Source organism: Micromonospora sp. NPDC048835 (assembly GCF_040649995.1).
Taxonomy (GTDB): Bacteria; Actinomycetota; Actinomycetes; order Mycobacteriales; family Micromonosporaceae; genus Micromonospora.
On sequence record NZ_JBEZGM010000005.1, the window covers coordinates 268,164 to 287,659 of the forward strand.

General features: G+C 70.9%; 17 protein-coding genes. 9 read left to right on the forward strand and 8 right to left on the reverse strand.

What is annotated here, in order from left to right; genetic code table 11:
- Nucleotides 1–31 precede the first annotated feature (31 nt).
- From AB0C15_RS09150 to AB0C15_RS09175, 6 genes are all read left to right on the forward strand, one after another.
- Nucleotides 32–268, forward strand: coding sequence for an HTH domain-containing protein (locus AB0C15_RS09150; RefSeq protein WP_007457155.1), 237 nt, complete (start codon nucleotides 32–34; stop codon nucleotides 266–268).
- Nucleotides 268–846: a Clp protease N-terminal domain-containing protein gene (locus AB0C15_RS09155; RefSeq protein WP_357350357.1), complete on the forward strand. Its 579-nt coding sequence runs from the start codon at nucleotides 268–270 to the stop codon at nucleotides 844–846. The genes AB0C15_RS09150 and AB0C15_RS09155 overlap by 1 nt, the downstream gene beginning before the upstream one ends.
- A gap of 93 nt (nucleotides 847–939) precedes the next feature.
- A complete protein-coding gene (locus AB0C15_RS09160; protein ID WP_357350306.1) occupies nucleotides 940–1,944 on the forward strand; it encodes a diacylglycerol kinase family protein in 1,005 nt (334 codons plus the stop codon).
- Nucleotides 1,937–2,938: a YihY/virulence factor BrkB family protein gene (locus AB0C15_RS09165; RefSeq protein ID WP_357350308.1), complete on the forward strand. Its 1,002-nt coding sequence runs from the start codon at nucleotides 1,937–1,939 to the stop codon at nucleotides 2,936–2,938. The genes AB0C15_RS09160 and AB0C15_RS09165 overlap by 8 nt, the downstream gene beginning before the upstream one ends.
- 90 nt (nucleotides 2,939–3,028) lie before the next feature.
- Nucleotides 3,029–4,519: a phosphatase PAP2 family protein gene (locus AB0C15_RS09170; protein ID WP_357350310.1), complete on the forward strand. Its 1,491-nt coding sequence runs from the start codon at nucleotides 3,029–3,031 to the stop codon at nucleotides 4,517–4,519.
- A gap of 11 nt (nucleotides 4,520–4,530) precedes the next feature.
- Nucleotides 4,531–5,340, forward strand: a complete 810-nt coding sequence (locus tag AB0C15_RS09175) for an endonuclease/exonuclease/phosphatase family protein (RefSeq protein ID WP_357350312.1) — start codon at nucleotides 4,531–4,533, stop codon at nucleotides 5,338–5,340.
- Between the two features lie 12 nt (nucleotides 5,341–5,352).
- On the opposite strand, the gene AB0C15_RS09180 is transcribed toward AB0C15_RS09175, so the two are convergent.
- The gene (locus AB0C15_RS09180; protein WP_357350314.1) at nucleotides 5,353–6,315 is read right to left on the reverse strand and encodes a TIGR03557 family F420-dependent LLM class oxidoreductase; all 963 of its coding nucleotides are present in this window, start codon (nucleotides 6,313–6,315) and stop codon (nucleotides 5,353–5,355) included.
- Nucleotides 6,316–6,688: 373 nt separating this feature from the next.
- Between AB0C15_RS09180 and AB0C15_RS09185 the strand changes: the two genes are divergently transcribed.
- Nucleotides 6,689–8,065, forward strand: a complete 1,377-nt coding sequence (locus AB0C15_RS09185) for a cellulase family glycosylhydrolase (RefSeq protein WP_357350316.1) — start codon at nucleotides 6,689–6,691, stop codon at nucleotides 8,063–8,065.
- 55 nt (nucleotides 8,066–8,120) lie between these two features.
- Here the strand turns inward: AB0C15_RS09185 and AB0C15_RS09190 are convergent, their stop codons facing one another.
- The 7 genes from AB0C15_RS09190 to AB0C15_RS09220 all read right to left on the reverse strand — a co-directional run bounded on the left by AB0C15_RS09190 (nucleotide 8,121) and on the right by AB0C15_RS09220 (nucleotide 15,817).
- Nucleotides 8,121–8,441, reverse strand: a complete 321-nt coding sequence (locus tag AB0C15_RS09190; RefSeq protein ID WP_357350318.1) for a multidrug efflux SMR transporter — start codon at nucleotides 8,439–8,441, stop codon at nucleotides 8,121–8,123.
- Between the two features lie 264 nt (nucleotides 8,442–8,705).
- A complete protein-coding gene (locus tag AB0C15_RS09195) occupies nucleotides 8,706–10,001 on the reverse strand; it encodes a sigma-70 family RNA polymerase sigma factor (protein ID WP_357350358.1) in 1,296 nt (431 codons plus the stop codon).
- A 4-nt stretch (nucleotides 10,002–10,005) separates the two neighbouring features.
- On the reverse strand, nucleotides 10,006–10,407 hold the full coding sequence (locus tag AB0C15_RS09200; protein WP_357350320.1) for a YciI family protein: 402 nt from the start codon (nucleotides 10,405–10,407) through the stop codon (nucleotides 10,006–10,008).
- 93 nt (nucleotides 10,408–10,500) lie between these two features.
- Nucleotides 10,501–12,636 carry an alpha-galactosidase gene (locus AB0C15_RS09205; RefSeq protein WP_357350322.1) on the reverse strand — a complete coding sequence of 712 codons (2,136 nt, stop codon included), beginning with the start codon at nucleotides 12,634–12,636 and terminating at the stop codon, nucleotides 10,501–10,503.
- Complete coding sequence (locus tag AB0C15_RS09210; protein WP_357350324.1) at nucleotides 12,633–13,514, reverse strand: carbohydrate ABC transporter permease; 882 nt, start codon at nucleotides 13,512–13,514, stop codon at nucleotides 12,633–12,635. Before AB0C15_RS09210 ends, AB0C15_RS09205 begins: the two co-directional genes overlap by 4 nt.
- The gene (locus tag AB0C15_RS09215) at nucleotides 13,511–14,467 is read right to left on the reverse strand and encodes a sugar ABC transporter permease (RefSeq protein WP_357350326.1); all 957 of its coding nucleotides are present in this window, start codon (nucleotides 14,465–14,467) and stop codon (nucleotides 13,511–13,513) included. Before AB0C15_RS09215 ends, AB0C15_RS09210 begins: the two co-directional genes overlap by 4 nt.
- Before the next feature lie 21 nt (nucleotides 14,468–14,488).
- On the reverse strand, nucleotides 14,489–15,817 hold the full coding sequence (locus AB0C15_RS09220; protein WP_357350328.1) for an ABC transporter substrate-binding protein: 1,329 nt from the start codon (nucleotides 15,815–15,817) through the stop codon (nucleotides 14,489–14,491).
- A gap of 284 nt (nucleotides 15,818–16,101) precedes the next feature.
- Here AB0C15_RS09220 and AB0C15_RS09225 point away from each other — a divergent pair, with 284 nt between their 5' ends.
- Nucleotides 16,102–18,105: a beta-galactosidase gene (locus tag AB0C15_RS09225; RefSeq protein WP_357350330.1), complete on the forward strand. Its 2,004-nt coding sequence runs from the start codon at nucleotides 16,102–16,104 to the stop codon at nucleotides 18,103–18,105.
- Nucleotides 18,106–18,132: 27 nt separating this feature from the next.
- Nucleotides 18,133–18,909: a DeoR/GlpR family DNA-binding transcription regulator gene (locus tag AB0C15_RS09230; RefSeq protein WP_357350332.1), complete on the forward strand. Its 777-nt coding sequence runs from the start codon at nucleotides 18,133–18,135 to the stop codon at nucleotides 18,907–18,909.
- Nucleotides 18,910–19,496 lie beyond the last annotated feature (587 nt).

Here is a 19,496-nt window from a genome sequence, read left to right on the forward strand (position 1 = left end):
ACGGGGCGTGCTGTCAACCTATGTTGACGGCATGAGTCAGGCGACGGAACTCGCGGCGGCCGCCGGCAGCACCGACCCCCGGGTCGGGCTGCGTGCCGTCCGCGCGCTGCGCCGGCTGCTCGAGCGGCTTGAGGTGGTCCAGGTCGACAACGCCCGACGACAGGGCTGGTCCTGGCAGGAGATCGCCGACGCGCTCGAGGTCAGCCGACAGGCGGTGCACAAGAAGCACGCCGGGCGACCGGCGGTCAACTCATCCTGGGAGGCGTGATGTTCGAACGGTTCACCGACCGGGCGCGCGACGTGGTGCGACGGGCGCTTGAGGAGGCGCGGGCCGAGGGCCAGCGGCCGGTCGGCACCGAGCACCTGTTGCTCGCTCTGCTCGCCGACGACGCCGGGCTGGCCAGCCGGGTGCTCGCCGACGCCGGGGTACGCGCCGACGACCTGCGCGAACGCGTCCGCCGGCACACCGTCAGCGGCGGTGCCGGCCTCGGCGACGCGGACGCGGCGGCGCTGCGGGAGATCGGCATCGACCTGGCCGCGATCGTGGCCCGCATCGAGCAGTCCTTCGGTCCGGACGCACTACGGGAGGCGGTGCCGGCGCCGCGCCGCCGATGGGGGCGCAAGCGCTACCTCGGCGGCCCGTTCTCGGCCCGCTCGAAGAAGGCGCTGGAGCTGTCCCTGCGGGAGGCCCTGCGTCTGCGGCACAAGCACATCGGCACCGAGCACATCCTGCTCGGGGTGCTGCGGGAGGGGCAGGGGCTGGGGGCGTTGGTGCTCACCGAGTCCGGCGTCGACCTCGATGATCTACGGCGGAGGGTGGAGCTCGCGCTGCGGGCGGCGGCCTGACGGGTCGGGCCGTTCTGAAACCTGTCTGTGGCACTTCCGACGCCTGCCGGTCGCCGGGTCGCTGAAGCCGTCCCGGTGCTGCACACTGTCGCCGTGGATGCTGGACAGGACAGGCGGCCCGCAGGCGGCGATGGCGGGTTGCGCTCCGCCGTGGTGGTCAACCCGTCGAAGGTCGACGATCTCGACGAGCTGCGCCGCACCGTCGACGACGCCCTCAAAGCGGCCGGCTGGCCCGAGCCGCAGTGGTACGAGACGACAGTCGAAGACCCCGGCCGGGGCCAGACCGAGCAGGCCGTCAAGGCCGGCGTCGACCTGGTGTTCGCGTGCGGCGGCGACGGCACCGTGATGGCCTGCGTCAGCGGGCTGGTCGGCACCGACGTGGCCCTCGCGGTGCTGCCGCAGGGCACCGGCAACCTGCTCGCCGCCAACCTGGGGCTCTCCACCGACCTGGCCGCCGGGCTCCAGGTCGCCGTCGAACGCGGCCGGCGACTGCTCGACGTCGGCGCTGTCGAGGACCAGTACTTCACCGTGATGGCCGGCATGGGCTTCGACGCCCAGATGCTCGCCGCCACCAACGAGACGACAAAGGCCCGCATCGGCTGGCCGGCGTACGTGATGGGCGCCGTCCGCCACCTACGGGACCGGCCGATGCGGGTGCAGATCCGGATCGACGACCGACCGCCGGTGCGCCGCCGGGCCCGTTCGGTCCTGATCGCCAACGTCGGCCGGCTACAGGGCGGGGTGACCCTGCTGACCGAGGCCGAGCCCGACGACGGCTGGCTCGACGTCGCCGTGCTCACCCCCAAGAACCTGCGGCACTGGCTGGCGCTCGGCTGGGCGGTGATCCGCCGCAGCGGCCAGGTGCCCCAGCTTGAGGTGTTCCGGGGTCGACGTGTGGTGGTCAGCAGCAACCGGGCGCAGCCCCGGGAGCTGGACGGCGACCTGATCTCCCCGGGCCGGCAGTTGCACGCGGAGGTCCGGCCCCAGGCGCTCTGGCTCTGCGTACCGCAGCCCGAGGACGACCCCGACCTCGCCGTCGACGCACAGGGCGCCGGAGAGCGGGGCGAGCAGCTGATCGAGGAAGCGCGCCGTGAGTAGCACCCGCATCGTGCCGGAGACCCGGCTGATGGCCGACGAGGAGCTGTCCGCCGACGACGCCTGGCACACACTGCGCCGGCAGGGCGGCTGGCACCTGCTGCGGGACGCGTTCATCCGGTTCCGCTACGGCGACGGCTTCAGCCACTCCCGAGCCTTCGCGCTGCAACTCTGCCTCGCCGTGGTGCCGTTCCTGATCGCCCTCACCGGCCTGATCAGCGAGTTGGGCGTCGCGGAGGGCGGCCGGGTCGTCGCCGACACCGTGCTGGCGCTCACCCCCGGTCAGAGCGACCAGGTCGTCGGTGACCTGCTCGGCGAGGGCGAACGCGTCGAAGACGCCGGGGAGCTGGCACTGACCCTCGGTCTACTCACCGGTCTGTTCGCGCTCACCACCACGATGGCGCAGATCGAGCGGGGCGCCAACCGCATCTACGGCGTCGAACGGGACCGCCCGGCGCTGCGGAAGTACCTGCGTGCCGCCGTCCTGGCGGTCACCGCCGGCCTGCCCGCGCTTGCCGGCTTCCTGATCCTGGTCGGCGGCGGCGCGATGGGCGACTCGGTCCGCGAACACTACGAGTGGGGCGCGCTCGCAAACGTCATCTGGGACGTGGTCCGCTTTCCCCTCAGCCTCGGGCTGACCGTCGTCGCCGTGGCCGTGCTGTTCCGGCACGCCCCGCGTCGCAACCAGCCCGGCCTGTCCTGGCTGTTCTTCGGCGCCGGCATCGCCACGGCCCTGTGGTGGCTGGCCAGTTTGCTGCTCGCCGCGTACGTGCGGTTCAGTGACGCTTTCGGGCAGACCTACGGCGCCCTGACCGGCATGATGGCGCTGCTGCTCTGGGCCAACCTGACCGGGATGGCGCTCTTCGGTGGGCTGGCCTTCGCCGCCCAACTGGAGGCGCTGCGCATCGGCGTGCAGGAGCCCGCCCAACCGGACCTGTGGGAGCCCGACCCGGACCGCGCCGAGCTGTACGACACCGGGGACATGTCGGCGCTCTGACGGCACCCGCGGGTCCGAAGCCGGCACCCGCGTGTACGACTGACGCGGATCGGGTAAAGCGCCTCGCCAGACAGGAAAGGGAGGTGCGGGGTGGCCGCGGTCAAAGAGGTGGCACACCGTCCGATCGGTCATTTCGCCGAACGGAGCATTGCCGGTCTGGTGGCCGTCACCGGTGCCGGGGTGGCCTTCGGGCTGCTGTTGTTGCTCGTCCGGGTGCGGTGGAGCCCGCTCCAGGATGCCGACCACGCGCTCGCCGAGTGGTTCAACGGGCTTGTCGCTCCCCACCACGCGCTGGTCACCGTGCTCCAGGCGGTGACGGACCTGGGCGGCCGGCCGATCCTCATCTGGCTGGTCACCATCGCCGTGGTCGGGCTGCTGATCCGGCGCCAACCCCGACTCGCCGTCTACCTGATCATCACCGGGGTCGGGGGTCTGATCCTCGACCCGTCGCTGAAGACGCTCGTCGGCCGGCTTCGCCCGGTGGTGGACGTGCCGATCGCCAGCGCACCCGGCAACAGCTTCCCGAGCGGGCACGCGCTCGGCTCCTTCGTCGCGTACGGGGCGCTGCTGCTGGTGTTCCTGCCGGCGATGGCGCCGCGCTGGCGCAAGCCGGCCATCGTCGGCGTCGGTGTGCTGGTGGCGCTCATCGGGTTGACCCGGATCGCGCTCGGCGTGCACTTCGTCTCCGACGTGTTGGCCGCCTGGTTGCTCGGGGCCGCCTGGCTGGGCGTCACCGCGTACGCCTTCCGGCTGTGGCGACGGGAGCGGGGAAAGCCGGTGCCGCCGCTGACCGAGGGCCTGGAGCCGGAGGCGGGGCACGACATCGCGCCCGCCCCGGCCGAGGAACACGTGTTGGCCCACCCCCGATCGGCGGTGGCCGAGCTGCTGGTCGGCTGGGTGATCGTGTTCGGCGCGCTGTACGGCTTCGGCACGTACGTCAGCTACCACGCCAAGGGCACCTTCTTCGACACCCTCGACACCGAGGTGCCGCGGTGGTTCGCCGAGCGGCACACCGAGGTGCTGACCGAGGTGAGCTGGTGGTGGAGCAAGTTCGGTGACACCCACGCCATCCTGCTGATCTCGCTGGTGTTCTGCCCGCTGGTGCTGGCGGTCTGGCGGCGCTGGCGCCCGGTGCTCTTCGTGGCGCTGGCGATGGTGGGTGAGCTGACCCTCTTCCTCGCGTCGGCCCGCGCGGTCGACCGGCCGCGTCCGCCGGTGGAGAACCTGGACGGGCAGATGCCGACGTCGTCGTTCCCGTCCGGGCACATCGCGGCCACGATCTGCGTCTGGCTGGCGATCACCCTCATCGTGTTCCCCCGTACCGACCGGTGGTGGCGTTGGATCTTCGTGGGGTTGGCCGTGCTCATGCCGGTCGGGGTGGCCACCTCCCGGATGTACCGGGGGATGCACCACCCGACCGACTTCATGGGCGCGATCCTGCTCTCCGCGCTCTGGATCGGCCTGCTCTACCTGGTGATCCGCCCCAACGAGGACCTGAAGGACGGCAACCAACCGGCCATTGAGTCGGAGGACGTGGACACCCTCGACGACGAGCTGGCGCGGGCCGGCCGAGCCGACTAGGCGCGGCCGTCGTGCTGCGGGTGATGACCTGGAACATCCGCACCGGCGGCCGGGATCGCGGCGGCGGCGACCGGCTGGACCAGGTGGTCCAGGTCGTCGACGAGCAGGCACCGGACGTGCTGGCCCTGCAGGAGCTGCGCGGCTTCGAGCGGGACGGGCTGATGGCCACCGTGGCGGGCCGGGTGGGGATGACCCCCCACCTGGCCCGGTCCTGCTTCGGTCAGCCGGTGGCGGTGCTGGTCCGGCCGCCGTACCGGGTGGTCGACGCGGGGCCGGTGCGCCGCCCGTTCCACCACGCCGCCGCCCGGGTCGTGGTGGCCACGTCCGCCGGTCCGTTGACGGTGCTCGGCACCCACCTCTACCCGTACTCCGGGGGCCGGCGACGGATGGAGGTCGACTGGTTGGTCGCCGCGATGCGCCGCAACCAGGGGCCGCTGACGATCGTCACAGGTGACCTCAACTCGCTCGACCCGACCGTCGAGCACACCGAGCGGCTGGCCGGCATGCCCACCCTCTACCGGCGGCGACACCTCCGTCGCTCCGGTGACGCGGTGGACACCCGCGCGGTCGCCCGGCTGCTCGACGCCGGTCTCGTCGACCTCTGGCCGTCGGCAAACGCGGACGCGCCGGAGGCCGCCGGCCTCACCGTGCCCACCGAACTCGGCGGGGCCGAGTTCGCGGGTATGCGGCTGGACTACCTGTTCGGCAGTCTCGCGGTGGCGCAACGGGTACGCGACTGCCGGGTGGTCCGTGGCGGCGTGCCAGCCACCGCCTCCGACCACTATCCGCTGCTCGCCACGATGGACCTGTCCGCCGGCTGATGCTGCCGCGGTTCACAGTTCGCGCAGCCGGGGCAGCAGGTGGTCCTGCGCCCAGTCCAGGAACATCGGCTGGGTCTCCCCACCGACCTGGATGATCGCCACGTGGGTGAAGCCGGCGTCGACGAACGAGCGGAACGCCTCGACGTGCGCGTCCACGTCCGGACCGCAGGAGATGCCCTCGGCGACGTCCTCCTCGCGGACGAACTGGGTGGCGGCGGCGAAGGAGTCCGGGCCGGGCAGGTCGGCGTTGACCTTCCATCCCATCCCGAACCAGCGGAACTGGTCGTGCACGATCTTGCGGCACTCCGCCTCGTCGGGGCCGTAGCAGATCGCCACCTGACCGTAGCGGGGCTGACCGGCGCCCCCGGCGTCGTCGTACATCTCGATGATGTGCCGGTCGGGTTCGGTGGAGATCAGGCCGCTGCCGTACTCGGCGGCAAGCGTCGCGGACTGCCGACCGGACGCGGCGATGGCCATCGGCACCGGCTGGTCCGGGCGGTCCCACACGTAGGCGTCGGGCACGTCGAAGTGGTTGCCGGAGAACGTGAGTGTCTCCCCGTTGAGCAGCGGCCGGATGATCTGCAACGCCTCCTCGAACATCTCGTGCCGCTGCTGGACGTGCGGCCAGCCGCCGACCACGTGCTCGTTGAGGTTCTCCCCGGCGCCCAGGCCGAGGGTGAACCGGCCGTCCGAGAGCGCACCGATGGTGCTTGCCTTCTGCGCGACCACGGCCGGGTGGTAGCGGCGGATCGGGCAGGTCACGAAGGACATCAGCTCCGCGCGGGAGGTGGCGTGGGCGACCGCGCCGAGCACCGACCAGGCGTACGGGGAGTGCCCCTGGGAGTCCAGCCAGGGGTAGTAGTGGTCGGACACCACCAGTTGGTCGAAGCCAGCCGCCTCGGCCCGTACCGCATGGTCCACCAGCTGCTTGGGCCCGGCCTGCTCGCTCATCAGGGTGTAGCCGACGCTGACCATGTGGTTGCCCCTCTCGCTGACGAATCGTTCCCGGGATACCCCGGTGCACGACCCTCAACCCTCGCGTCCGGTTCGGCCACCGCGATGCTTGACGGATCGCGGCCACCTGCCTACCGTCGCTCTTAACCGGTTAAGAGCCGGGTGTGGCGCACATCCTGTGGTGGGGATGACCGCCCCGTGACGGCCTGCGCCTGCGTGGGCCGTTGCGGCTGTCCGGGCTGCGGGCCTGCCAACTGAACCGGTTGCGAGGGCCAGTCCATCGTCCTACGCTGATGCCTGCGCCGGGAGCCGGGCGCGGCTGCCGGGCTGCAGCCGCCTTCCCTGTCACGTCCCCACCCCTGTCGGGCACCGGGGGTCCTCCCTGAGGAAGGCCATGAAGACTCGACTCTCCGCCGCCGGCGCGACACTGCTCGCGTTGCTCGTCACCGTGCTGGCGTTCGGCCAGCCGGCGCACGCTGCGGCTGGTTTCTCCGTCTCCGGCGGCAAGCTGTACGACGCCAACGGCGCCGAATTCATCATGCGCGGCGTCAACCACGCGCACACCTGGTACCCGCAGCAGACCAGCTCGTTCGCCGACGTCAAGGCGCTCGGCGCGAACACCGTGCGGGTGGTGCTCTCCAGCGGTGACAGGTGGACCCGCAACACCAACGCCGACGTCGCAAACGTCATCTCGCTCTGCAAGGCCAACCGGCTGATCTGCGTGCTGGAGGTGCACGACACCACCGGGTACGGCGAGCAGAGCGGCGCGATCACCCTCGCCCGCGCGGTCGACTACTGGCTCAGCCTCGCCGACGTCCTCGCCGGCCAGGAGCGTTACGTCATCGTCAACATCGGCAACGAGCCGTACGGCAACTACAACTACGGCTCGTGGGCCACCGACAACGCCAGTGCTATCAAGCGCCTGCGGGCCGGCGGCCTGACCCACACGATCATGGTGGACGCGCCGAACTGGGGGCAGGACTGGGGGTTCCTGATGCGCGACAACGCCGCGTCGGTCTTCGCTGCCGACCCGGCGCGCAACACGGTCTTCTCAGTGCACATGTACGGGGTGTTCGACACCGCCGCGGAGATCAGCGACTACCTGGGTCGGTTCCGCACTGCGGGGCTGCCGATCGTGGTCGGTGAGTTCGGCTTCAACCACTCCGACGGGAACCCGGACGAGGACGCCATCCTCGCGTACAGCCAGGCCAACGGCATCGGTTGGTTGGGCTGGTCGTGGAGCGGCAACGGTGGGGGCGTCGAGTATCTCGACCTGGCCACCAACTTCAACCCGGCCAGCCTGACCGACTGGGGTCAGCGTCTCTTCAACGGCGCCAACGGCATCCGGCAGACCGCCCGCGAGGCAAGCGTCTTCGGCGGCACCCCGCCGCCGACGACACCCCCGCCGACGACACCCCCGCCGACGACACCCCCACCCACGACGCCACCGCCGACGACGCCACCGCCCGCCGGTGGTTGCACGGCGACGTACGCGGTGACCCACCAGTGGCAGGGTGGCTTCCAGGGTGAGGTGCGGGTGACCGCCGGCGCGAGGGCGATCACCGGCTGGACCGCCGGGTGGACCTTCGCCAACGGCCAACGTGTCACCCAGTCCTGGAATGTGGCCCTCACCAGCAGCGGAACCACGGTGACCGCGCGTAACACCGACTACAACGGGCGGCTGGCCGCCGGGGCCAGCGTCAGCTTCGGTTTCCTCGGCAGTTGGACCGGCAGCAACAGCCCGCCGGCGGTGAGCTGCACGGCGAGCTGACCGTCGGAGCGGTGGTCGGGTCCGGTGCTGGACCCGACCACCGGAACCGTACCGATCAGTGCTCCCCGGCCAGGTTCACGATGACCACCCCGGCGATGATCAGCGCGATGCCGGTGAGCTTGGCGAGCCCCACCGACTCACCCAGGAACACCGCCCCGATCGCCACGATCGCCGCGGTGCCCAGACCCGACCAGAGCGCGTACGCCACCCCCACCGGGATCTCCTTGACGGCCTGGGCCAGCAGGAGGAAGGCCAGCGCGTACCCGCCGAGGCACGCCACCGTCGGCCAGAGGCGGCTGAAGCCGGCGGTGCTCTTGATCAGGCTGGTCGCCATCACCTCGGCGAGGATGGCGATCCCCAGCAGCACGTACGCCATGCGTCCCCTCGGTCCTCCGTGGTCGGTCAACCCGTCGCCGCCCAGGCTAGTGCGGACGACGCTTTCGTCCAGCCGCCGTCCGTCAGCGTGACGTCCGCGCGGCCCCAACATCTGCCACGGCACCCCTTTGGAGCTGATGTCACAAACGAATCGGCCGCGCAGGGCGCCGCCCGCCCGTCCCGATGGATGAATCGTCTACAGCATCAGCTCCAAAGCGCCCGCACCCGCATCGTGACCTGGGACCCCTCCGATGCGATGACTCGTCTATGGCATTAGCTCCGAAGGCGGCGCGGAACACCACCCGCTGAGCGCGGACTCGGCGGCCAGCCGGGCTGCCCGCATGGTCAGGTAGAGCTGTTCGGGGCGGCTGTTCGTACGGGCGGCGGCGGTTCGGTAGTCGGCGATCGCCTGGGCCCGGTCGCCGGCCATCTCGTGCAGGTGGGCACGCGCGGCGGCCAGCCGGTGGTGTCCGGTCAACTGTGGGTCGTCGGCGAGCGCGTCGAGGGCGGCCAGGCCGGCGGTCGGGCCGTACACCATGGCGGTGGCCACGGCCCGGTTGAGGGCCACCACCGGGCTGCCGGCGAGGCGTTCCAACACCTCGTAGAGTGCCAGGATCTGCGGCCAGTCGGTCTGTTCGGTGCTCGGCGCCTCGTCGTGCACGGCGGCGATGGCGGCCTGCACCTGGTACGGGCCGACCGGCCCGCGCGGCAGGGCCCGGGTGACAAGTGCGATGCCCTCGGCGATCGCCGTCGCGTCCCAGCGGCTGCGGTCCTGGTCGGCGAGCGAGATCAGCTCGCCGGAGGGTCCGGTCCGTGCCGGGCCGCGTGCCTCGGTGAGCAGCATCAACGCCAGCAGCCCGGCCGATTCGCTGTCGTCGGGCAGCAGCGTGTGCAGCGCGCGGGTCAACCGGATCGCCTCCGCCACGAGGTCGACCCGGCGCAGGTCCGTGCCGGCGGTGCTGGTGTGCCCCTCGGTGAAGACCAGGTAGAGCACCTGTCGTACGGCGATCAGCCGCGCCGCGCGCTCCGCCGGCTCGGGCATCCGGAACGGCAGCCCGGACGAACGGATGCGGTGTTTGGCCCGGCTGATCCGCTGCGCCATCGTCGCCTCGGGCACCAGGAACGCGCGGGCGATCTCGGCGGTGCTCAACCCGCCGACCGCGCGCAGGGTCAGCGCCACCGCCGACGTCGGGGCGAGCGCCGGGTGGCAGCAGAGGAAGAGCAGAACCAGTGTGTCGTCCCGCTCGGCGGTCAACTCCTCGTCTGCGGCCGGTGCGTACCCGCGGTCTTCCGGATCCTGGCGGGCGACCAGGTCCTCCCGGCGGCGTCGGGCCTGCTCACCGCGGACCAGCTCGATCATCCGGCGGTAACCGACCTGGATCAGCCAACCCCGGGGGTTCGCCGGCAGCCCCTCGGTCGGCCACTGGGTGGCGGCGGCGAGCAGCGCCTCCTGCACCGCGTCCTCGGCGGTGGCGAAGTCACCGAAGCGGCGGCTGAGCACGCCGAGGACCTGCGGCGCCAACTCGCGCAGCAGGTCCTCGACGTCGGGTTCGGTGTTCAGCCCTTCACAGCTCCTGCGGCGGGGCGGACATCACCGGGTGCACCTCGATCGGCATGTTCAGCGGTCGGCCGCCGGGGCCGGGTGCGGTGGAGATGTGCGCGGCCAGCTCCACCGCCCGCTGCGGGCTCTCGCAGTCGACGATCCAGAACCCGGCCAGGAACTCCTTGGTCTCGGCGAACGGCCCCTCGGTGACCACCGGCACTCCACCCTCACCGGCGCGGACGATCCGGGCCTGCTGTGGGCCACCGAGGCCCTGCCCGTCGACCCACTCCCCGGCGGCGGTGAGTTTGGCGTTGACCTCGCCCATGAACGCGATGTGCGCCCGGATCTCCTCAGGCGTCCAGGTGTCGATGCCCGGGAAGTCGGTCCCGGCGGCGCTGAACTGCATCAGCAGCATGTACTTCATGGTTGGCTCCTCACACCCGCGCACCCTGGTCGGTGCTCTCACCCTGAGGTAGAAGCAGGCGCCGCCGTTCTCGACACCCCGAGCGAAGAATTCTTAGCCGACCGCGTCGACCTCCAGCACCAGGCTCTGCTCCGGGTGCAGAGCGGGCAGTTGCACACCCACCCGGGCCAGCGCCGCTCCACTGAGGGTGGCCCCACCGGCCAGCCAGGCGGGCGCCGCCAGGTCGATCGTCGCCGGGGCCGGTACGCCCGACACCTGTCGCACCCGGTACCGCCGGTCGGGGTCGAGGCCCGGCAGCCGCACCGGGCCGGGCACCTGCGTCACCGACGTGGTCAGTCGTGCCACCGCGTACACCGCTCGGGTGTTGTCATGGTCGACCACGCCGTGCGCCCAGACGGCCGGGTCCGGGTGGTCGACCCGGACCACCCGACCGGCGTGCAACAGCGGGCGCAGCCGCTTGTGCAGTGCCACCCAGGCGGCCAGCTCGGTCTGCTCGGCGGCGCTGATCGAGGCGATGTCCCACTCGATGCCGTGGTGGCCGAAGAGCGCCGTCGCCGCCCGGAAACCCAGGTCGTGTACGCGGTGGGTGGTGTGTGAGCGTTCCGGGCCGACGTGGGTGCCGATCAGCTCCGGTGGCAGCAGCAGCCCCGTCCAGCGTTGGATGCTGAGCCGCTCCAGCGCGTCGTTGCAGTCGCTGGCCCAGACCCGGTCGGTGCGCGCCAGGATGGCCAGGTCCACCCGGGCCCCGCCGGACGAGCAGCTCTCGATCTCCACACCCGGGTGCCGGCTACGCAACTCGTCGAAGAGTCGGTAGACGGCCAGGGTCTGCCCGTGCACGCCGGGGCGGCCGTGGTGCCCGGCCTCGGTGAGGTCCCGGTTCTGGTCCCACTTGAGATACCTGATGCCGGGGTGGTCGGTGAGCAGCGTGTCGAGGCGTTCCACGACGTGGTCGTACGCCTCGGGGCGGCTCAGGTCGAGCACCTGCTGGTGACGCCAGGCCGGCGGCAGCCGCCCCGGCACGGAGAGCAGCCAGTCGGGGTGCGCACGGAACAGGTCCGAGTCGGGGTTGACCATCTCCGGCTCGACCCAGAGGCCGAACTGGAGCCCCCGGCCGGTGACGTGGTCGACAAGCGGTTGCAGGCCGTCCGGCCAGACCCCCTCGTCCACGTACCAGTCGCCGAGCCCGGCGGTGTCGTCGCGGCGGCCGCGGAACCAGCCGTCGTCGAGCACGAACCGTTCCACGCCGATCTGCGCGGCCCGGTCGGCGAGCGCCCGCAACCGGTCCAGGTCGTGGTCGAAGTACACCGCCTCCCAGACGTTGAGGGTCACCGGGCGGGGGGAGCGCGGATGCCCGGGGCGGGCCCGTACGTGCTGGTGCAGCACGTGGCTGAGTCCGTCCAGGCCGGCGTCGGACCAGACCGCGTAGAGCAGGGGGGTGTGGTACGAGTCGCCGGGGCCGAGCCGGACCTCCCCGGGGGCCAGCAGTTCGCCGCCGCCGAGTGTCGACTCGCCGGTGGGCCGCCGCTCGGCGAACGTCACGTGGTCACCGCTCCACGCGGTGTGCACCGCCCAGACCTCGCCGTGGCCGAAGCCGAACCCGGCGGTGCCGGCCACCAGCAGCAGGGTCGCGTCGTGCCCGGTGCGCCCGCGCCGGCCCTCGCGGACCCAGGCGCCGTGCGGCCACGGGTGCCGCTGCGGGGACCGTTCCCGACACCACCGGCCGGTCAGGTCGAGCAGTTCGGTGGCGACCGCCGGCACCGGCAGCACCGGTGTCAGCTCCCGCAGCTCGTACGCGCTGTCGCCGTCGTTGCGCAGCCGGTGCCGAACGGTCAGCAGGCCGTGCGGGTCGAGGGTGATCTCGGTGGCCAGGCTCAACCCGGCGGCCGGGTCCGACGCCCGCACCGTCAGCAGCGCGGCGTCGGCCCCGCTGTCGTGTACGTCCACGCCGTCGAGGCGGAAGGAGGTGGACCAGTCCCGCCCGTCGCGGTGCCCGGCCAGCCCCGGTCGGCCGCTCCAGCCGGCGCTCGCCTCGGGCAGCAGGGACAGCACCGTCGGTTCGTCGAAGCTGCTCGGCACCACCGGCGGTACTGTCGCGTCGGTGAGGTGGCGCAGGCCGTCGTCGTCGAGGTCGCCGACGTCGCCGCCCCAGTGCACGACCCGGGGCAGCCCCGGGCCGCGCGCGTCGAGCACCAGGCTGGTCCGCGCGCGGCGCAGGTGCAGGATCGTCATCCCTTTGAGGCTCCCAAGGTCAGGCCCCGAACGAAGTGCCGCTGGAGCATAAAGAAGATCACCAGGGTGGGGATCGCGACGAGCACGCTGCCCGCCGAGACCAGGTTGTTGTCGGTGAAGAACTCACCGCGCAGGTTGTTCAGCGAGCTGGTCACCGGGAACTTGTCGCCGGTGCGCATCAGGACGGTGGCCCAGAAGAACTCGTTGTAGATCCAGGTCACCTCGAGCGTCGCGAGCGCGGCCAGGGCCGGCCGGCACAGCGGCATGGTGACCTGCCAGTACTGCCGCCAGATGCTCGCCCCGTCCACCATCGCCGCCTCGTACAGGTCGCGGGGCAGCGCCTTCATGTAGTTGCTGAGCACGAAGACACAGAAGCCACACTGGAAGGCCACGTTGATCAGGATCAGGCCCCAGTAGCTGTCGTAGAGCAGCTCGGAGTCGCTCATGAACTCCGGCAGTGGCACCTCGGTGAACAGCCGGAACAGCGGGATGAGCAGCGCCTGTTGAGGCAGCAGGTTGGCCGCGGTGAACACCCCGAGCAGCACGAGGTTGAGCTTCCAACTGAACCGGGCGATGACGAACGCCACGCAGGAGGCGAGGAAGAGGGTGAGCAGCACCGCCGGCACGGTGATGTACACCGAGTTGAGGAAGTGCTGCCCGAACTCCGCCGTCCGCCAGGCGGTGAGGTAGTTGTCGAAGGTCCAGCCGCCGAGGGAGACGTAGCCGTTCGCGGCGGTGTAGTCGTACGAGCGCAGCGAGGTCAGCACCGCCCAGGCGATCGGGAAGAGCCAGGCCAGCGAGACGACGATGAGGAAACCGTGCAGCAGTAGCCGCGCCGGGGTCAGCCGGCGGCGACGGGCCGGAGTGTCGACGCTCATTCCCGGTTCTCCCTCATCACTGTCGCCAGGTAGATGGTGATGAAGACAAGCGAGACGACCAGCATGATCGTCGCCAGCGCCGAGCCGAACCCGATCCGGCTCGCCTCACCCACCACGTTCTGGGTGACCAACGCGGAGATCAGCTCCAGCCCGTTGCGGCCCTTGTTGACCACCCAGACCAGGTCGAACGCGCGCAGTGACTCGATCACGGTCACCACCAGCACGATGATGTTGATCGGCCGCAGCACCGGGAACACGACCCGGAAGAACGTCCGGCTCTCCGAGGCGCCGTCGACAGCCGCGGCCTCGCGTAACGATGGATCGACGCCCTTCAGGCCGGCCAGGTAGAGCAGCATGATGTACCCGACGTGCCGCCACCCGGAGGCGATCATCACCGCCCAGATGTTGACGCTCGAGTCGCCGTACCAGTCGATGCTGCTACCGAAGACCGCGTTGATCAGCCCCTGGTCGCGGGAGTAGAGCAGCTGCCAGACGAAGCCGATGAGCGCCAGCGAGAGCACCACCGGCAGGTAGAGCGCGGTCTGGTAGAAGCGGCTGCCGCGCAGCTCCTTGTCCAACAGCACGGCCAGGAACATGCCGAACGGGGTGGCGACCACGAACAGCGCCGCGAGCCAGAGCAGGTTGTGCTGGATCGCCGGCACGAACGGCGGGTAGATGTTCACCACGTCGCTGTAGTTGCGCGCGCCGACGAACTCGATCTCGTTGAGGGGGCCGATGCCGTCCCAGTTGGTGCCGGAGAGCAGCACGGTGGCAGCCGCCGGCAACCAGACGAACCCGGTGACGAGCAGCAGCGGGACGAGCACCATCAGCGTGATGACCACGCGGTCGGTGCGGGACAGGAGCCGTAGCCGCCGACGACGACCACCCGTGGAGGTGGTCGTGGCCGGCGGTGGCACGGCGCGATCCGCTTGGATCAGGGGCAGGTCGGACACGATGTCCTCCCCCTTCCGCCGTCAGTCAGTGAAGATCGACTTTTTCTGGTTCTCGATGGACGAGGTGAGCCCGCCGATGTCCTTGGGGTTCTTGATGAACTGCTGGATCGCCGGGATGATCACCGTGGAGGCGAAGTCCGGTCGGGTGTCCCGGTCGAGGAACTGGGCGATCTCGGTGGCCGACCCGACCAGTTCGGCGGCCTTCTTCTGCAGCGCGGTGTAGCCGCCGACGTCCGCGCCACTGTTGGCGACGAGCACGGCCGGGTCGTTCTTGAGGTTGATGTCCGCGGCCGCCTTGCCACCGAGGTACTCCAGCAGCTTGCGCGCGTTGTCCTCGTTCTTGGGCTTGCGGGCCATCATGTAACCGTCGATCGGGGCGTCCAGCGCCTTGGCGCCGATCGCCGGGTCGATCTCGGGGAAGGTGAAGAAGTCCAGGTCGTCCTGCTCGTCGTTGCTGAACTGCTGACCGACGAAGAGACCGAGCAGGTACATGCCGCTCTTCTTCTGCTGCAACGACTGCGCGGCCTCCTGCCAGGTGCGGCCGAGGCTGTCGGGCTGGTGCAGGGGGAGTAGGCCGGCCCAGGTGTCGAAGACCTTCTTGACCTTGTCGGAGGTCCAGGCCTCCTTGCCGGCCATCAGGTCGACGTGGAACTGGTAGCCGTTGATGCGCAGGTTGAGGATGTCGAAGGTGCCCATCGCCGGCCAGCCGTCCTTGTCGGCGAAGGCGATCGGGGTCAGGCCGTCCTTCTTCATCTGCGCGCCGAGGGCGGTGAACTGGTCCAGGGTGGTGGGCACCTGGTAGCCGCGTTGCTGCCAGACCGACTTGCGGTAGAAGACAGCCCACGGGTAGTACGTCCCCGGTACGAAGTACTGTTTGCCGTCGTCGCCGGTGGATGCCTTCTTGAAGGCGTCGGAGTAGCCGGAGAGCTTGCTCCACACGTCGCTGATGTCGCTGGCCAGGCCCTTCTGCGCGAAGAAGCGCATCCGGTAGCCGGCGAACCAGGTGAACACGTCGTCCGGCTTGCCCTGCAGGTAGTTGTTGATGTTCTCCTGGAACGTGTTGTGGTCGACGGTGTTGATTCCGACCTGGACCCCGGACGAGCCCTTGAACCCGTCGGTGACCTTGACCAGGACGTCCTTCGGCTTCGGGTCGGACTGGTTCGAGCCGAGCGACACGTCCTTGCTGGACCCACCGGAGCCGGAGTCGTCGCCGCAGCCGGCGAGCAGGCCGGTGCCGAGCAGCGCACCCGTGCCGGCCGCGCCGGCCAGCACCGATCGTCGGTTGATGCCGGCGACTGAGGGCGGTACGAGCCGAGCCAGGTACTCGGCTTGAGATTGGGGACGGGACATCTGTGCCTCCTGCGGATGAGAAGGAGCTACGCCCAAGGGCCGTCAGGGGTGGTGAAGGCAGGTCCGGCGTCGTGATCACACATTGAGATCCACCGAGAATCCACATTGGCGAACACGAACGGCCATTGGGGCCTCAAGCTACCCTGCGGTCGGGCGCTGTCAAGAGGGCAGATCGCCTCTGATAATCCAGTCGTGACACGGCCGTGATCTGATGCGTGTCGAAGAGAAGTTCGATGTTGGAACCTGTTGACTTCGCCGGGCCGGCGGGTGCACCCTCAGCTGTCATGCGGCGATGGCAGGGCGACAGCATCTATTTCGGCGGCGACTACAACCCGGAGCAGTGGCCCGAGGAGACCTGGGCGGAGGACGTGGCCCTGATGCGCCGGGCCGGGGTCAACCTGGTCTCCGTCGGCATCTTCTCCTGGGCCCTGCTGGAGCCCACTCCGGGCCGGTTCGAGTTCGGTTGGTTGGACCGGGTGCTGGACCTGCTGCACGACGGCGGCATCCAGGTCGACCTGGCCACCGCCACCGCGAGCCCACCGCCCTGGCTGGCCCGCGCGCACCCGGAGACGCTGCCCCGCCGGGCCGACGGTGCGATCCTCTGGCCGGGCGGACGACAGGCGTACTGCCCCAGCTCCCCGGTGTTCCGGGAGCGGTCGCTGGAGCTGGTGCGTGCCGTCGCCAACCGGTACGCCGAGCACCCCGCCGTGGTCATGTGGCACATCTCCAACGAGTTGGGCTGCCACAACGTGCACTGCTACTGCGACGTCAGCGCCGAGGCGTTCCGAGGGTGGCTGCGCGAGCGGTACGGCGACCTGGACCGGCTCAACGACGCCTGGGGCACCGCCTTCTGGAGCCAGCGCTACGGCGACTGGGCCGAGATCAACCCGCCACGCACCGCCCCGACCTTCGCCAACCCCACCCAGCAACTGGACTTCCTGCGGTTCTCCTCCGACGAGCAGCGCGCCCAGCTGCGCGCCGAGCGTGCGGTGTTGCAGACCCTCGTCCGGCAGCCGATCACCACGAACTTCATGATCGGCCTGGACGTCAAGCACCTGGACTTCCACTCCTGGGCCTCCGACGTCGACCTCGTGTCCAACGACCACTACCTGACCGCGGCCGACCCGCAGGGGCACCTCGGGCTGGCGCTCGCCGCCGACCACACCCGGGGCGTCGCCGGCGGCGACCCGTGGCTGCTGATGGAGCACTCCACCAGCGCGGTCAACTGGCAGCCCCGCAACGTCGCCAAGCTGCCCGGCCAACTGCGCCGCAACAGCCTGGCCCACGTCGCCCGCGGCGCGGACGGTGTGCTCTTCTTCCAGTGGCGCGCCTCCCGGGCGGGCGCGGAGAAGTTCCACTCCGCGCTGGTGCCGCACGCCGGGCCGGACACCAAGGTCTTCCGCGAGGTGTGCCAGCTCGGCGCGGACCTCAAGGCCCTCGCGGAGGTACGCGGCGCCCGGGTCGACGCCGACGTGGCCATCCTCTTCGACTGGGAGGCGTGGTGGGGCGTCGAGTTGGATTCGCACCCGAGCGTCGACGTCACCTACGCCGACCGGCTCAACGCCCTGTACGGCTCGCTGTGGCGGGCCGGTGTGACCGCCGACATCGTCCACCCGTCGGCCGACCTCGCCCGCTACCGGCTGGTCCTGGTGCCGACCCTCTACCTGGTTCGGGACGCCGACGTCGAGGCGCTGCACCGCTACGTTCAGGGCGGCGGGATCGCGGCGGTCACCTACTTCAGCGGCATCGTGGACGCCAACGACCACATCCGGCTGGGCGGCTACCCGGGCGCGTTCCGGGAGTTGCTCGGCGTCCGGACCGAGGAGTTCTTCCCGCTGCGCGAGGGCGAGCAGGTCCGACTCGACGACGGCAGCACCGCCGACGTGTGGACCGAGTGGCTGCACCCCGACGGCGCCGAGGTGCTCGCCTCGTACACCGATGGGCCCCTGCCGGGCGTGCCGGCGCTGACCCGGCACCGGGTGGGCGACGGCGCCGCCTGGTATGTCGGCACCCGGCTGGACGAGCCGGCCACCGACCGGCTGGTGGCCCGGCTCGTCGACGAGGCCGGCGTCCGCCCGGCCGTGCCGGCGCCGTCCGGGGTGGAGGTGGTCCGCCGCCGCGACGGCGACCGGACCTGGCTGTTCGCGATCAACCACACCCCGACCGGGGTCCGGCTCCCGGTGAGCGGCGTCGAGCTGTTGACCGGATCGCGATGTGCCGGTGAGCTGACGCTGCCGGCCGGCGAGGTGGCAGTCGTCCGCGAGGACCAGCCACACGACCCGGCCTGACCGCCACCGCGCGAAGGAGTTCCCCACATGCTCGCCCAACAGCGGCAGACCGCCATCCTCGACCTGATCCGCCAACGTGGCGGGGTGCGGGTGAGCCACCTGGTCAGTCGGTTCGGCGTGTCCGACATGACGATCCGGCGTGACCTGGAGGTGTTGGCCGAGCGCGGCCTGGTCGACAAGGTGCACGGCGGCGCGACACTGGCCGGGCCAGGATCGGCCGAAGAGCCCGGCTTCGCCGCGAAGTCGATCCGCCAGCAGGCGGAGAAGCGGGCCATCGCCGAGCGGGCGGCGACGATGGTGGAGCCGGGGATGGCCATCGCGCTCTCCGCCGGCACCACCACCGCCGCGCTTGCCACGCTCCTCTCCGACGTACGCGGGCTGACCGTGGTGACCAACTCGATCCCGGTCGCCGACGCGCTCTACCAGAACCCGCGCGCCGACCAGACAGTCGTGTTGACCGGCGGCATCCGCACCCCGTCGGACGCGCTGACCGGGCCGGTGGCCGAGGCGGCGATCAGCGCGCTCAACGTCGACCTGCTCTTCCTCGGCGTGCACGGCCTCAGCCCCCGGACCGGCTTCACCACCCCGAACCTCCTGGAGGCCGGGGTCAACCGCTGCCTGATCGGTGCCGCCCGTCGGCTCGTGGTGCTCGCCGACCACACCAAGTGGGAGACCATCGGCATCGCCACCATCGCCCCGCTGGAGGCCGCCGACGTGCTGATCACCGATGCCGGGCTGCCCGCCGAGGCCCGCACCACCATCGGCGAACAGGTCGGCGAACTGATCGTCGTCGAACCAGGCTGAGAACCGAGCACGCCCGCGCGCCCCGCGCCCGCGCGCCCCGCGCCCGCGCCCGCGCGCCCGCGCGCCCTGCCCCCGCCCCGCGCGCCCCCGCCGATCTTGCACTTTCGGTTGCCAGAATGCGTGCGATGCCCTTTTGGTCGCGACAGTAAGTGCAAGATCGCGGGAGGTGCGCGGGGCGCGGCGTCTACGGGGCCTCGTCGGCAAGGCAGGGGCCACGGCGCGTTCGCCCGCACCCAACCTTGATCGACTAGCCTTGATGGAAACCGGGGTGTCCGAGCGACCAGGACACCCCGGTTTCCGGGAACCCGAGTCGATCATTCTGTTGATCAAGAGGTTTGCGTCATTCTGCGCGTGATTGTTGACGGAAACCTCTTGATCAACAGGAAGGGTCGGGGGCGGCGGGCGCTTGGCGGACTGATTCGTCTGCGACATCAGCTCCAAAGGCTCCGCTACTGGCAACCGCCCGCCGCCCGCCGCCCGCCGGCCGCCGCCCGCCGCCCGCCGCCGGCCGCCGGCCGCCGGCCGCCGGCCGCCGCCGGCCGCCGGGCGCCCGCGCCCCGGCGCACGCCGCCCCCCCCCCGCCGCCA

Bases quoted from the DNA above. Each gene is read 5' to 3' on its own strand.
- AB0C15_RS09150 (WP_007457155.1), top strand. From the start codon at position 32: ATGAGTCAGGCGACGGAACTCGCGGCGGCCGCCGGCAGCACCGACCCC.
- AB0C15_RS09155 (WP_357350357.1), top strand. From the start codon at position 268: ATGTTCGAACGGTTCACCGACCGGGCGCGCGACGTGGTGCGACGGGCG.
- AB0C15_RS09180 (WP_357350314.1), bottom strand. From the start codon at position 6,315: ATGGTCAGCGTCGGCTACACCCTGATGAGCGAGCAGGCCGGGCCCAAG.
- AB0C15_RS09185 (WP_357350316.1), top strand. From the start codon at position 6,689: ATGAAGACTCGACTCTCCGCCGCCGGCGCGACACTGCTCGCGTTGCTC.
- AB0C15_RS09190 (WP_357350318.1), bottom strand. From the start codon at position 8,441: ATGGCGTACGTGCTGCTGGGGATCGCCATCCTCGCCGAGGTGATGGCG.
- AB0C15_RS09200 (WP_357350320.1), bottom strand. From the start codon at position 10,407: ATGAAGTACATGCTGCTGATGCAGTTCAGCGCCGCCGGGACCGACTTC.
- AB0C15_RS09205 (WP_357350322.1), bottom strand. From the start codon at position 12,636: ATGACGATCCTGCACCTGCGCCGCGCGCGGACCAGCCTGGTGCTCGAC.
- AB0C15_RS09210 (WP_357350324.1), bottom strand. From the start codon at position 13,514: ATGAGCGTCGACACTCCGGCCCGTCGCCGCCGGCTGACCCCGGCGCGG.
- AB0C15_RS09220 (WP_357350328.1), bottom strand. From the start codon at position 15,817: ATGTCCCGTCCCCAATCTCAAGCCGAGTACCTGGCTCGGCTCGTACCG.
- AB0C15_RS09225 (WP_357350330.1), top strand. From the start codon at position 16,102: ATGCGGCGATGGCAGGGCGACAGCATCTATTTCGGCGGCGACTACAAC.
- AB0C15_RS09230 (WP_357350332.1), top strand. From the start codon at position 18,133: ATGCTCGCCCAACAGCGGCAGACCGCCATCCTCGACCTGATCCGCCAA.